The organism is Lutibaculum baratangense AMV1 (assembly GCF_000496075.1).
GTDB lineage: Bacteria > Pseudomonadota > Alphaproteobacteria > Rhizobiales > Tepidamorphaceae > Lutibaculum > Lutibaculum baratangense.
This window is the reverse complement of sequence record NZ_AWXZ01000023.1, coordinates 21,268-33,581: the sequence shown is the minus strand read 5'-3', so window position 1 is coordinate 33,581 and position 12,314 is coordinate 21,268. Positions and strand designations below refer to the sequence as shown.

General features: G+C 69.0%; 13 protein-coding genes and 1 riboswitch. Of the genes, 3 read left to right on the top strand and 10 right to left on the bottom strand.

Going from position 1 to position 12,314, the window contains the following annotated elements; genetic code table 11:
• Positions 1 to 3 precede the first annotated feature (3 nt).
• Together thiS and N177_RS08735 are read right to left on the bottom strand one after the other, a co-directional pair.
• Positions 4 to 201, bottom strand: coding sequence for a sulfur carrier protein ThiS (thiS, locus tag N177_RS08740; protein ID WP_023431943.1), 198 nt, complete (start codon positions 199 to 201; stop codon positions 4 to 6).
• Positions 170 to 1,186 (bottom strand): FAD-dependent oxidoreductase, encoded by a 1,017-nt coding sequence (locus N177_RS08735; protein WP_023431942.1) that lies wholly within the window; start codon positions 1,184 to 1,186, stop codon positions 170 to 172. Before N177_RS08735 ends, thiS begins: the two co-directional genes overlap by 32 nt.
• Positions 1,187 to 1,238: 52 nt before the next feature.
• Positions 1,239 to 1,368: riboswitch (TPP riboswitch) on the bottom strand.
• Between the two features lie 233 nt (positions 1,369 to 1,601).
• Between N177_RS08735 and N177_RS08730 the strand changes: the two genes are divergently transcribed.
• Complete coding sequence (locus N177_RS08730) at positions 1,602 to 1,898, top strand: hypothetical protein (RefSeq protein ID WP_152527876.1); 297 nt, start codon at positions 1,602 to 1,604, stop codon at positions 1,896 to 1,898.
• A 130-nt stretch (positions 1,899 to 2,028) separates the two neighbouring features.
• Positions 2,029 to 2,283 carry a DUF6894 family protein gene (locus tag N177_RS08725; RefSeq protein WP_023431940.1) on the top strand — a complete coding sequence of 85 codons (255 nt, stop codon included), beginning with the start codon at positions 2,029 to 2,031 and terminating at the stop codon, positions 2,281 to 2,283.
• A 91-nt stretch (positions 2,284 to 2,374) separates the two neighbouring features.
• Here the strand turns inward: N177_RS08725 and N177_RS08720 are convergent, their stop codons facing one another.
• On the bottom strand, positions 2,375 to 3,049 hold the full coding sequence (locus tag N177_RS08720) for a Crp/Fnr family transcriptional regulator (RefSeq protein ID WP_023431939.1): 675 nt from the start codon (positions 3,047 to 3,049) through the stop codon (positions 2,375 to 2,377).
• A gap of 237 nt (positions 3,050 to 3,286) precedes the next feature.
• Between N177_RS08720 and N177_RS08715 the strand changes: the two genes are divergently transcribed.
• The gene (locus tag N177_RS08715; RefSeq protein ID WP_023431938.1) at positions 3,287 to 3,553 is read left to right on the top strand and encodes a DUF6894 family protein; all 267 of its coding nucleotides are present in this window, start codon (positions 3,287 to 3,289) and stop codon (positions 3,551 to 3,553) included.
• Positions 3,554 to 3,729: 176 nt separating this feature from the next.
• On the opposite strand, the gene N177_RS08710 is transcribed toward N177_RS08715, so the two are convergent.
• The 7 genes from N177_RS08710 to N177_RS08680 form a co-directional block, all read right to left on the bottom strand.
• The gene (locus N177_RS08710; protein ID WP_023431937.1) at positions 3,730 to 5,379 is read right to left on the bottom strand and encodes a BCCT family transporter; all 1,650 of its coding nucleotides are present in this window, start codon (positions 5,377 to 5,379) and stop codon (positions 3,730 to 3,732) included.
• A gap of 163 nt (positions 5,380 to 5,542) precedes the next feature.
• Entirely contained in the window at positions 5,543 to 6,196 is a 654-nt protein-coding gene (locus N177_RS08705) for a class I SAM-dependent DNA methyltransferase (RefSeq protein ID WP_023431935.1), read from the bottom strand.
• A gap of 153 nt (positions 6,197 to 6,349) precedes the next feature.
• The gene (gene ald / locus N177_RS08700) at positions 6,350 to 7,477 is read right to left on the bottom strand and encodes an alanine dehydrogenase (protein ID WP_040485473.1); all 1,128 of its coding nucleotides are present in this window, start codon (positions 7,475 to 7,477) and stop codon (positions 6,350 to 6,352) included.
• A gap of 42 nt (positions 7,478 to 7,519) precedes the next feature.
• The gene (locus N177_RS08695) at positions 7,520 to 9,115 is read right to left on the bottom strand and encodes a gamma-glutamyltransferase family protein (protein WP_023431933.1); all 1,596 of its coding nucleotides are present in this window, start codon (positions 9,113 to 9,115) and stop codon (positions 7,520 to 7,522) included.
• Positions 9,116 to 9,154: 39 nt separating this feature from the next.
• A complete protein-coding gene (locus N177_RS08690; protein WP_023431932.1) occupies positions 9,155 to 10,657 on the bottom strand; it encodes a tripartite tricarboxylate transporter permease in 1,503 nt (500 codons plus the stop codon).
• 21 nt (positions 10,658 to 10,678) lie between these two features.
• The gene (locus tag N177_RS08685; protein ID WP_023431931.1) at positions 10,679 to 11,239 is read right to left on the bottom strand and encodes a tripartite tricarboxylate transporter TctB family protein; all 561 of its coding nucleotides are present in this window, start codon (positions 11,237 to 11,239) and stop codon (positions 10,679 to 10,681) included.
• Positions 11,239 to 12,195, bottom strand: coding sequence for a Bug family tripartite tricarboxylate transporter substrate binding protein (locus N177_RS08680; protein ID WP_023431930.1), 957 nt, complete (start codon positions 12,193 to 12,195; stop codon positions 11,239 to 11,241). The genes N177_RS08685 and N177_RS08680 overlap by 1 nt, the downstream gene beginning before the upstream one ends.
• Positions 12,196 to 12,314: the final 119 nt, after the last annotated feature.

Genomic DNA, 12,314 nt, shown 5'->3' with positions numbered 1-12,314 from the left:
GGCTCACCCTCCCTGCATCGGCGCGAGCACCTCGACCCGGTCGCCGTCGCTCAGCGCCAGGTCCTGGCGGCCGTCCTGCGGCACGAAGCGCTCGTTGACGGCGGTGGCGACGACCGTGCCGCCATAGCCGAGCTCGTCGAGCACCTCGGCTAGCGCGAGGCCCTCGACCTCACGCCGTTCGCCGTTGACGATGATCCTCATCCATCACCTCCGGGTGGAACTGGTTGTCGAACACGACGCCGGCGGTCATCCGCGCGAGCGCCGGCGAGAGAAGGAAGCCGTGCCGGTAGAGCCCGTTGACGTGGACGACGCGGCCGCGGCGGCGGATGCGTGGCAGGTTGTCCGGGAAGGCCGGCCGCGCGTCGCAGCCGGTCTCCATTATCTCCGCCTCCGCGAAGGCGGGGTTCAGCGCATAGGCCGCGTTCAGGAGCTCGACCATCGAGCGCGCCGAGATCCGGCTGCGCTCGCCGCTCTCGATCTGCGTCGCGCCGACCATGTAGACGCCCTCGCCGCGCGGCACGACGTAGAGCGGAAAGCGCGGGTGGAGCAGCCGGACCGGCCGCGAGATCGCGACGTCTGGCGCCCGCAGGATCAGCATCTCGCCCTTCACGCCGCGTAGGTCGGGAAGCTCGTCGGCCGCCGACAGCCCCCGGCAGTCAATTACCACGTCCGCATCGAGATCCCCCGCCCTCGCGTCGGATCCGAGACTCAACGTCGCGCCGTCCCGCTCCAGCTCGCACGCCAGGACCTGCAGCGCCTCGCGCGGGTCGAGATGGCCCTCTAGTGCAAAGAACAGCGCCCGGCCGAACCGGCCGCCGAGATCCGGCTCGAGCCCGGCGAGGCGCGTCGCGTCGATCGCCTCGCCGGTCCGCGTCCGCCGGGCGAACCGGTCGAGCTCGGTTCCGTCGCGACGCTGCGCGACGACGAGGCTGCCCAACATCCGCGTCGAGGGCAGAACGCGCGGCCACCACTCGAGCGCCTCCTGGCCGAGCGCCGTCACCAGAGGCTCCGCGCTCTCGCTCTCGCACCACGGCGCGAGCATGCCGCCGGCGAAGCGCGAGCAGGCAGCCGCGCCGATCGCCTCCGAGCGCTCGTGGATCTCGATCTCACAGCCCGGGTCGCGCACACGAAGCGCGTGGGCCGCGGTCAGCCCCATCACCCCCGCGCCGATCACGGCGACCTTCATGCCGTTCGCTCCGCCTTGTGGGATCCGAGGCGCGCCGCGAATGGAGGGATTTGCCGGAAATGCCTTCCATCCCTTCGCCAGCGTGACCTGGATCAGGTTCGAAGGGTCGCCGCGCCGCGCTTTCGGATGAAGCGCCAGCGGCCTCTCAACCCCTCTTCGGCGGGGCTCCCCTTGGATGCGCCCGAATATGAGGTCGCCCGGGCGGGGCGTCAACGCGCGGGGCGGCAAGATCGCCGATGGCCTCGCGAGGGCGGAAGGACAGGCGCGGATCCGGCGGTCTCCTGCGAAGCGCCGCGGCCGGCATGAACGCGAATGTCAGCAACCGGCCTATCCTGCGTTAATGCCCGCCTACGGTCCCGTCGCTAGAAGGAAGAGACAAGGGCGGCCCACCCGCTCATCACCGACGGAGGGTGGCATGGAACATCAGGCACTCGTGGAAGACGTCAGAAGAATGGTGGACGAGTGCACCGAGCGTCTCCTCGTGCTCGACATCGACGCGGCGAGCCGCCGCATCGCCGCCCGCCACCCCCACTTCCCCTCCGGCACGGTCATGGACGAGTTGGTCGCCGCAGCGCTCGGCGCCTCCGTGCCGATGAAGCTCGGGGGCTCACAGGCGGCCGGCGGCGACGTCCGCGCACTCGACGGGAGCGTTGCCTCGACCGGGTCTCGGCAAGGGCACGGCACCGCCGCGCGCGGAGCGAACGCCGCCTGAGGCGCGGCGGCTCGGGCCGCGCCTCCCTCTGCAGCGAGGCGCACGTGCCGCAAGTCGCGCGGTCGGATCAGGTGCCGGATTCACCCCGCCCGCCCCTGCACCGCAACCTCGCGAGCCGCGGATTGCCGATATGCCCCGCTACTACTTCAACATAGACGACGGCCGCCGCCTCCTGCGCGACGAGGACGGCACCGAGTTCGCGACAGAGGAGGCGATGAGGGCCGATGCGTCGCGGCTGCTGCCCGAGATCGCCCGTGACGAGATCCGCGGCGAAGGAACGAGAGAGCTGTCCCTGGCCGTGCGCGACGAGGCGGGACGCGACGTCTTCGCGGCGCGGCTCGCCTTCACCGCGGAGGGTCCTGCTCCATCCGATCCGTCGGGATGACGTCGTCGCCCCGCCTGCCCTAACGCATCTCGAGGTGGGGCGGGATGGCCGAGGCATGTCGGCCGTCTCGGCGGGCTGCGGCGGGGTCCCGTCATCCAAGGCTCATGGCCCGGACCTGCTCCTCCGTGAGATTGAGGTAGGTCGGGTCGAACTCGGCCAGTTCCACCAGCCCCTCCCAGTCCGGCAGCGTGATGTGCCGCCCCTCCCACCCCAGGAGGCCGCGGCGGCGCAGCTCCTGGACCGTCCGGTTGACGTGAACCGCGGACATGGCCGTGGCGTCCGCCATCTGGGCCTGGTTGAGCGGCGTCATGAAACCGTTCCCCGTCGTCATCCCGACGAGCTTCAGCCGCACGAAGAGCTCGCAGATGAAATGGGCGAGATTCGCGAGCGCCGCCCGCCGCCCCATCCTCACCATCCACTGCCGATGGATCCCGGCGTCGACCACGGTGCTCGTCCAGAGCAGGCGCGTCAGGCCGGGATGCCTCTCGACGATCTGCGCCAGCGCCTCGTGCGGCACCTGGCAGATGTGGCACTCGGTCAGGGCAGCGACGCTGTGATCCATCTTCCGGAGCAGGAAGCTGTGGAGGTCGCAGAAATCTCCGGGCACGTGGATGGCGGAGATCATGCGGGTGCCCTGGGCGAGCAGGTTGTAGCGGATCGCGAAGCCGTCGAGGACGAGTGTGCTGACATGCGGCGAGGTGCCCTGCGCGACGATGTCGCGGCCCGCCGCGACCACCCGCTCGGTCGAGGGCAGCGCGCGTATCACATCCAGTTCTTCGTCCGTCAGTGGACGATACGTCTCCAGCTTACGCACCGCTGCCGTGTGCACTGCCAACCCTTCCGCCCCAGGGGAACACGCAACGTGTTCGGCTACACTTCACTCGCATGCGCCGCCACCTTGCCGCTGTGGCACATGTCGGCGCGACGCATATGTGGTAGGATGATAGCTGGAGAAAGGTCCAGCGGCACCCGGTTGTCGCCTCATTCGGCCAGGGGAGCGACTTTGCCGCGCTTTTTTTTCGACATTCGCGAAGGCACCAGCTTCACGCCGGACGAGATCGGGCTGGATTTCGACAGCATCGACGTCGCCGAGCGCGAGGCGGCCATCGCAGCCGCGGAAATCGGCCGCGACAGGCTGCCGGTGAGCGACGATCGGGTCGTGACGGTGGAGGTGAAGAACGAGCACCGCCAGCGCGTGCTGACCATCACGATTTCGCTCGAGGTCGACCGGGTCGTGCCGGCGCCGACAGATCCGAAAGGGGCTTCGTGAGACGGGCCGGCGCGGCGATTGGGGGCCTCGCTCCGCGCCGACCGGACGTGGCCGGCCCCTTGTGTCGCCGGCCGAGCTTCTGCGGACGGGCGGGCCGCTGAGCGGCTGTCGGTTCCGGGGGCTCCGTCGGCCGGGACTGACAGCCGCGTCGAGGGGCTATACTCGCGCGTCCGCCCTCACTCCGCCGGCAGCGGGCGGCCTTCCGTCGTCGTCGCGGGCTCCATGTCCTCTTCCTCCCAGTGCGTGATCGCGTCGGGCGTGTTCGCGTCGACCTCCTCCTCGGTGCGGTAGAGCTGCTCCTGGCGGTAGAGGATCAGCCTGTCGCGGCCGAGCGCGCGGAGAAGCGCGTAGGCGATCACGAGGAGCACGAAGGCGAAGGGGAAGCCCGCCACCACGGCCGCCGCCTGCAGCGCCTCGAGGCCGCCGGCGACGAGGAGCACCGCGGCGACGCAACCCTCGGTGATCGCCCAGAAGACGCGCTGGATCCTCGGCGGGTTGGGGTCGCCGCCCGCCGTCAGCATGTCGATGACGAAGCTGCCGGAGTCCGACGAGGTCACGAACCAGACGATGATCATGACGATGATCAGCACCGACAGGAGGCTCGAGAAGGGAAAGTGCCCGACGAGCGCGAAGACGGCGTTGCCGTAGTCCTCCCGCGTCGCTTCGATGAGGCCCGGGTCGCCGGCGAGCTCCATGTGGATCGCCGTGCCGCCGAAGGCCGTGAACCAGAGGAAGAGGATCGCGCTCGGGATCAGGAAGACGCCGACGACGAACTCGCGGATCGTCCGGCCGCGCGAGATGCGGGCGATGAAGATGCCGACGAACGGGCTCCACGAGACCCACCATGCCCAGTAGAAGATCGTCCAGCTCCCCTGCCAGTTCTCGTCCGAATAGGCCTCGTTCCAGAAGGACAGGCTGAGGACGGAGTGCAGGTAGGTGCCGATGTTCTCGATATAGCTGTCGATGATGAAGAGGGTCGGGCCGACGGCGATCACGAAGGCGAGCATCGCGATCGACAGCCCGATATTGAAGGTCGAGATGCGCTTGATGCCCTTGTCGAGCCCGAGGACGACCGAGATCGTGGCGAGGGCGGTGATGAAGGCGATCAGCGCGATCTGCATCCACAGCGTGTCGGGCGTGCCGAACACCGTGCCGAGCCCGGCGCTGATCTGCATGACGCCCAGGCCGAGGCTCGTGACGATGCCGAACATCGTCCCGAACACCGCGAAGCAGTCGACCGCGTGGCCGATCGGCCCGTAGATCCGGTCGCCGATCAGCGGATAGAGGGCCGAGCGGACCGAGAGCGGCAGCCCTTTGCGGAAGTGGAAGTAGCCGAGCGCGAGCCCGACGAGGATGTAGACGGCCCAGCCGTGGAAGCCCCAGTGGAGGAACGCGAAGGCCATCGCCTGGGAGGCGGCCTCCTGCGACTCGGGCTCGGCCAGCGGCGGCGCGAAGAAATGGTAGAGCGGCTCCGCCGTGCCCCAGTAGAGCAGGCCGATGCCGATACCGGCGGAGAACAGCATGCCGCTCCAGGGGACGATGCCGTATTGCGCCTTCTCCGACTGCCCGCCGAGCCTCACATCGCCGTAGCGCCCGAAGGCGAGGTAGACGCAGAGGATGAGGATCAGGTTCACGGTCAGGATGAAGAACCACCCGAATCCGACGGTGATCGCATCCTGCGCTCCGGTGAACACGGTGCCGGCGGTCTCGGTGAAGACGGCGCCGAAAACGATGAAGAGGACGATGATCGTCGCCGACACCGAGAATACCGGCCGGCTCACCCGGGGAAACGGCCCCAGGCGCCCGACATTCACCCGATCCGCCATCCAACCCTCCTTGTCGACACGCGCCGGATCCCGCCGCGCCGGTTGCCGGCTGCGCGTGGGGTGCGGGAACCCGCTGCTGTAGGTGGGCCTAACGCCGCGAGCCGCCGATCGGTTCGATCTCGAACCGATCGGGCTCTGCCGGGAGCCTTCGGCTGAAGCGCTCTCAGCCGACCCGGTAGACGTGGATGTGCGACAGCATCTCGCCCTCGTTCGCGGCGCCGGGAAGAACGCGGTAGGGCCTCGTGCTTTCGACGTGCTGCCAGGCGCCGGCCGCGTCGAGCTCGGCCATCTTCTCCTTGAAGCCGCCCTCCTCGTAGGCCGGCTGCGGCAGGCTGAAGATCAGCAACCCGCCCCTCTTCGTCACCCGAAGGAGTTCGTCGAGCGAGGAGGGCGGCGCGTGGCCGATCGTCAGGACGCCGATCGCGATCGTCGCGGCGAAGCGGCCGTCGGCGAAGCCGAGCCTCTCGCCGAGCATCATGCGGCTCAGCTCGGTATAGACGCCGCGCGCGCGGCTCGTCTCGATCATGCCCTCCGAGAGGTCGATGCCGACGAGGCCGTCATAGCCCAGCGTGTGGAGGTCCTCGCCGATCAGGCCCGTGCCGCAGGCGGCGTCCAGGACCTCGCCCGCGTCGGCCGCGACGTGCCGGCACACGAGGCCGACGGTCAGCGCGGTGTTGCGGTAGCCGAAGCCCTGCAGGTGCGCGTCATAGTCGGCCGCCCACTCGTCGTAGGTCTTGGCCAGCGCATCCCGGTCGCTCGAGTGATACACGCGGTCGAGCCACTGGTCGTTGCCGCCGCCCTTGTCCTGCTCGGTCATCGGGATCGTCTCCTTTCTGGTCGTCGTTCGTGTCCGTCCCGCCGAGCAGCAGTCTCCGCCGCGGGACGGTTCGGAAGCGCAAGGGTCTTCACCTTCCGCATCATGTTCGGGCTGCACCTTCACGGGCGCCGATCCAGCGTGCGGCCCTGTCTCTCAGGCGGCGGCCTTGGGCAGGGCGAGCCGCGGCGAGATCACGCTCATGCCGTGGGCCTCGCCGACCGGCAGGCTCGTCAGCTGGCCGGCATGGGCGGCGAGCCCCGCGAGGAGGTGCGGGTCGTCGCGGCAGGCCTGGGCCCAGCCCTTGTCGGCGAGCGCGAGCATGTAGGGCAGCGTCGCGTTGCCGAGCGCGATCGTCGAGGTGCGGGCGACGGCGCCCGGCATGTTCGCGACGCAGTAGTGCACGATCCCGTCGACAGTGTAGATCGGCTCGTCGTGCGTCGTGGCGCGCGAGGTCTCGAAGCAGCCGCCCTGGTCGATCGCCACGTCGACGATCGCCGCGCCCGGACGCATGTCGGAGAGCTGCTCGCGGGTCACGAGCTTCGGCGCGGCGGCGCCCGGCACGAGCACCGCGCCGATCACCATGTCCGACTGGGCGACGAATTCCTCGGTCGCCTGCCGGCTCGCATAGCGGGTGCGGAAGAGGCCGCCGAAGACGTCGTCGAGGTAGCGCAGCCGGTCGATCGAGCGGTCGATCACCGTCACGTCGGCGCCCATGCCGGCCGCGACGCGCGCCGCGTTCGTGCCGACGACGCCGCCGCCGATGACGAGGACGTCGGCGCGCGCGACGCCCGGGACGCCGCCCATCAGGACGCCGCGCCCGCCATTCGCCTTCTGCAGCGCCCAGGCGCCGACCTGCGGCGCGAGGCGGCCGGCCACCTCCGACATCGGCGCCAGCAGCGGCAGCGCCCCCCTGGCGTCCGTCACCGTCTCGTAGGCGATCGCGGTGACGCCGGAGGCGAGGAGGTCCTTCGTCTGCTCGAGGTCGGGCGCGAGGTGTAGGTAGGTGAACAACACCTGCCCCGCCCTCACCCGCGCCCGCTCGTCGGCCTGCGGCTCCTTGACCTTCACGATCATCTCGGCCCGGTCGAACACCTCCTCCGCCGTGCCGACGATTTCGGCGCCGGCGGCGAGGTAGAGCTCGTCGCCGAAGCCCGCTCCCACGCCCGCCTGGGTCTCGACAAGCACCTCGTGGCCGTGCGCCACCGCCTCGCGTGCCGCCGCGGGCGTCAGGCCCACGCGGTACTCCTGGTTCTTGATCTCTTTCGGACAGCCGATCAGCATCTTCGCCCCTTCACCACAGCCGTTCTCGCCGCGCATCGCCGGTCAGAAGCCGGCCGCCTGACCGTCCTTGCGGGGATCGGAGCCGGCGGCGTATCCGCCCTCGACCTTGTGGACGAGCTGCGCGCCGCCGAAGCCGAAGCTCGTCGCGTCGGCCGTCTCGCGCGTCACCTTGTGGCCGCGAGCCGCGAGCTCGTTCAGGACGTCGTCGCCGGCGGCCGCCTCGATCGCGACGTCGAGCCCCTCCATCACCCGCCAGCGCGGCGCGTCGGCGGAGGTCTGGGGATCCTGGTCCCAGAGCTGGGTCCTGAGCGTCATCTGCACGTGGCCCTGCGGCTGGATCGGCCCTCCCATCACGCCGAAGCTCATCAGCGGCTCGCCGCCCTTCATCAGGAAGCCGGGGATGATCGTGTGGAACGGCCGCTTCGCCGGCCCCACCTCGTTCGGGTGGCCGGGCGTCAGGCTGAAGCCCGAGCCGCGGTTCTGGAGCGAGATCCCCGTCTCCGGCACGACGACGCCGGAGCCGAAGCCCGAGTAGTTCGACTGGATGTAGGACACCATCATGCCGCTCTCGTCGCCGGCACTCAGATAGACGGTGCCGCCGGCCTTCGGCGCGCCGGCCTTGAAGTCCGTCGCCCGCCTCGGATCGATCAGCTTCGCCCGGCTCGCCAGATAATCCGCGCTCAGCAGGTCCTTCGCCGTCACGTCCCGCATATGCCCGGGATCGGCGACATAGGCCTTGAGGTCGCGGAAGGCGAGCTTCATCGCCTCGATCTGGAGATGCAGCGCGTCGGCGCTGTCGACCTCGTAGCGGTCTATCCCCGCATGCTCGAGCATACCGAGCGCCATCAGCGCCGAGATGCCCTGTCCGTTCGGCGGGATCTCGTGAAGCTGCACGTCGCGGAAGCCCTGGTGGATGGTGCCGCACCAGTAGGGCTCGTGCGCCGCGAGGTCGTCCTCGTCCAGCGCAGCATCGTGCTTCTTCGCCCAGGCGGCGATGCGCTCGGCGAGTTCCCCGCGATAGAAGGCCTCGCCCTCCGTCTCGGCGATCAGCCGGAGCGTCCTGGCGAGCGCCGCGCTCTTGAACACCGCGCCCGGCGCCGGCGCCTTGCCGCCCGGCAGGAAGTGGTCGGCGAAGCCCGGCTGGTGGCCGAGCAGGTCGCCGCCGAGCCGCCACAGCGTGCCGATGATCGGCGAGACGAGGAAGCCTTCCTCCGCATAGCGGATCGCCGGCTCGAAGAGGGTGGGGAAATCGAGCTTGCCGAAACGCTCCGAGAGCGCCACCCAGGCGGAGACGGCGCCCGGCACCGTCACGGACTCCCATCCCCGCTCGTCCATCGCCTTGCGCCCCGCGAAGCGCTCCGGCGTCCAGCCCTTCGGGCTCTTGCCGGAGGCGTTCAGGCCGTGCAGCTCCTTGCCGTCCCAGAGGATGCAGAACGCGTCCGAGCCGAGCCCGTTGCCGGTCGGCTCGACGACCGTCAGCGTGATCGCGGTCGCGAGGATCGCGTCGACCGCGTTGCCGCCCCGATGGAGCATCGACAGGCCGGCCTGCGTCGCCAGCGGCTGCGACGTCGTCACCACGTTCCGGGCGAGGACCGGCGAGCGGCGGGAAGGATAGGGCGCATCGTGGCGGTAGTTCACTTGGAGGAGCCTTTCCTTGGTGGGGGTTTTTCTTTCGCGTCAGGCTTCGATAGGCGACTTCCGGCCCTTCATGAAGGAGCGCACGCTCCAGACGATCGAGAGGACGGCCGCGAGGAGTAGAGCAGCCGAGATCGGCCTCGTGAAGAAGGACGTCCAGTCCGGGTCGCTCATCAGCGCGCGTCTCAGGTTCGTCTCGGCGATGGGCCCGAGGATCACGCCGAGCACCAGCGGGGCGAGCGGGTAGTCGAGCCGCTTGAGGATATAGCCGGCGAGGCCGACGAAGCCGAGCAGGAAGACGTCGCTCAGCCGGTTGTTGAGGGCGAAGGCACCGATGACGCAGCACACGGTCACGACCGGCACGATGACGTATTTCGGGATATCCGTGACCCGGAGGAAGTAGCGCATCGAGAGTGTGCAGATCACGAGCATCATGAAGCTCGCCACCACCATCGCAATGAACATCCCGTAGACGAGATCGGCGTGCTCCATGATGAGGCGCGGGCCGACGCCGATGCCGTGGACCATCAGCGAGGCCATCAGGATCGCGTCGACCGCCGAGCCCGGAATGCCGAGTGCGATGAGCGGGATGAGCCCGCCGCCCGAGGTCGCCGAGTTGCCCGCCTCCGAGGCCACGACGCCGTCCGGAATACCCGTTCCGAATTTTTCCGGCGTCTTCGAGGCCCGCTTCGCCTGGTCGTAGGTCAGGAGGTTCGCGATCGAGCCCCCCGCTCCCGGCACCGCGCCGATGAAGACGCCGAGCAGCGAGGAGCGGACGAGGTTCACCGGGCGAAGAAGCACCTCCTTCATGACTTTCCAGGTGTGAAAGTCGATATTGCCGGAGATGAGGGCGGTGTCGTGCTTCACCTCCCGGGCGTTCTCGAGCTCGCTCATCAGCTGGCTGATCGCGAAGATGCCGATGAGCACGACGAGGAAGGGGAGCCCCGGCGCCAGCATCTCGATGCCGAAGTCGAAGCGTGGCCGCCCCATCATCGGATCGGGACCCACCGTGGCGAGGGCGAGACCTATGACACCGGCGATCAGGCCCCGCAGGAGGGAGGTACCCACGAGGCTCGCGACGATCGTCAGCGCGAAGACGATCAGCGAGAAATACTCCCACGGACCGAGCCGCACCGCGACGAGGGCGAGTGGGGGCGCCGCGACGACCAGCACGATGGTCGAGATGATCGTCCCGAAGAACGACGCCCAGATCCCCAGCGACAGCGCCCGGCCCGGTTCGCCGTTGCGCGCCATCGGGAAGGCGTCGAACGTCGTGGCGACGGAGGACGGCGTGCCGGGGATGCCGAGGAGAGCGGCCGAGATGAGGCCGCCCGTATACCCGCCGACATAGACCGACAGCATGACCGCCACGCCCTGCAGCGGCTCCATGGCGAAGGTCAGCGGCAACGTCAGGACGATGGCCATCGTCACCGTGAAGCCGGGGATGGCGGCCGCTATGATGCCGGCGAGTGAGCCCAGCGCCATGTAGATGAGCGTCGCCGGCTCCAAGATCTGGCCAAGCCCGGAAAGGAAGGAGTCCATCATGTCGAAATGTCAGCCCTTCGATCAGCCAAGCAGGCCACGAGGCAGGAACACCCGGAAGACTTCGGCGAAGAGGTAGTTGAGGCCGAAGGAGAAGACGGATGCGACGCAAACGGCCACCACGACGCTGCGCATGCTGCGCGGGGCGACGATCAGCTGGGCAACGAGCAGGAACAGGAAGGTCGCGATCGCGAAGCCGAGGCCCCGCAGCACCGCGAGATAGACGCCGAACGCGATGAAGACGAAGATGACGAGCCGGTGGGACACGACGAAGTCCCGCGCCAGGTGACCGAGTTCCTCCGGCGCTCCGAGCGCGCGCAACTTGCGAAACGAATCCGCGATCGCGAGCAGGCACAACACGCCCAGAAGGATCATCACCATGCGCGGGAAGGCTCCCGCGCCGAGCGGCTCCCAGCGCGAGGTCGGGAGTGACGTCGCCACGAAATACAACGCCGCCGCGCCGGCCAGCAGCACGACATACGACACGAGACGGGCGAGCTCCGCGGCCGCCCGCTCGTTCGGCGAAGGCGAGGGCGAGGGCGAGGGCGCCGTCGCGGCGCCCTCCTCTGCTGCGCGGTCGCTCATCAGCCGCCCAGGTTCGCGGAGAGACGGGTGACCGTTTCTTCGAGGTTCTCGAGATAGTCCACATAGGCCTCATGGCCGCGGAAATCGGCCTCGGCGCCAGCGTTGTTCAGCTGCTGGACGAACTCCTCGTCCTGCGACAGCTCCTGAAGCGCCGCCTCGAGCGTATCGCGCGCCGCCTCGGGGGAACCCTCGGGCAACACGATGCCGCGCGTGACCGCGAGTTCGATGTCGTGACCGAGTTCCTTGAAGGTCGGGACGTCCGGCGTCTCGTCGAGACGCTCGTTCGCGCCGACCGCGAGGAAGCGCAGGTCACCGTTCTCGACGAACTGCTTGGAGGATGCGATGTCGCCGATGGCGGCCTCGAGGTTGCCGCCCACGAGGGCGCGGATCCGCTCGCCCGTCCCTTCATAGCCGACATAGGAGAACTCGATGCCCGCGGCCTCCTCGATCATCGCCGCGTGCAGGTGGGGCACGCCGCCGAGCGTCACACCGACGCGGACGCTGCCGGGATTCTCCTTGGCATGCTCCACGAAGTCCTCGAACGTCTCCCAGTCGCTGCTGGCGTTGACGACGAGATACTGCGGCGAATTCGTCATCAGGGCGACGGGCATGAAGCTGTCCCAGTTGAGATCGGTCATCCCCGTCTCGTTGGCGACCAGAAGCCCCTCGTGGATCTGCGTGATGGTGTAGCCGTCGGCATCGCGCCGAGAGGCCTCCTGCAGGCCGACCGTGCCGCTGACGCCCGGCATGTTGATGACGGCCACGGGTTGGCCGAGATGCGGCTCGATGTTGTTGGCGATGATGCGCATCAGCGTGTCGCTGCCGCCACCGGGTCCCCAGGGCACGATGAACTCGACGGGGCGGTTGGGATAGTCCTCCTGCGCACTGGCTCCCACGACGAACCCGAAGGCTGCGACCGCGGTGACGAGGCCCGCAAGGGCGGTTCTCTTCAGCATGTCCATTCCTCTTTTGTTGTCGCGGCCCCCGTCAGAGCCCAGTTCGTCACCGTGCCGGAACGGTGACGCGCCGTGCTGCGACCGGAGCCGCCTTTCGATGGGGCACGGGGGCAACCTAG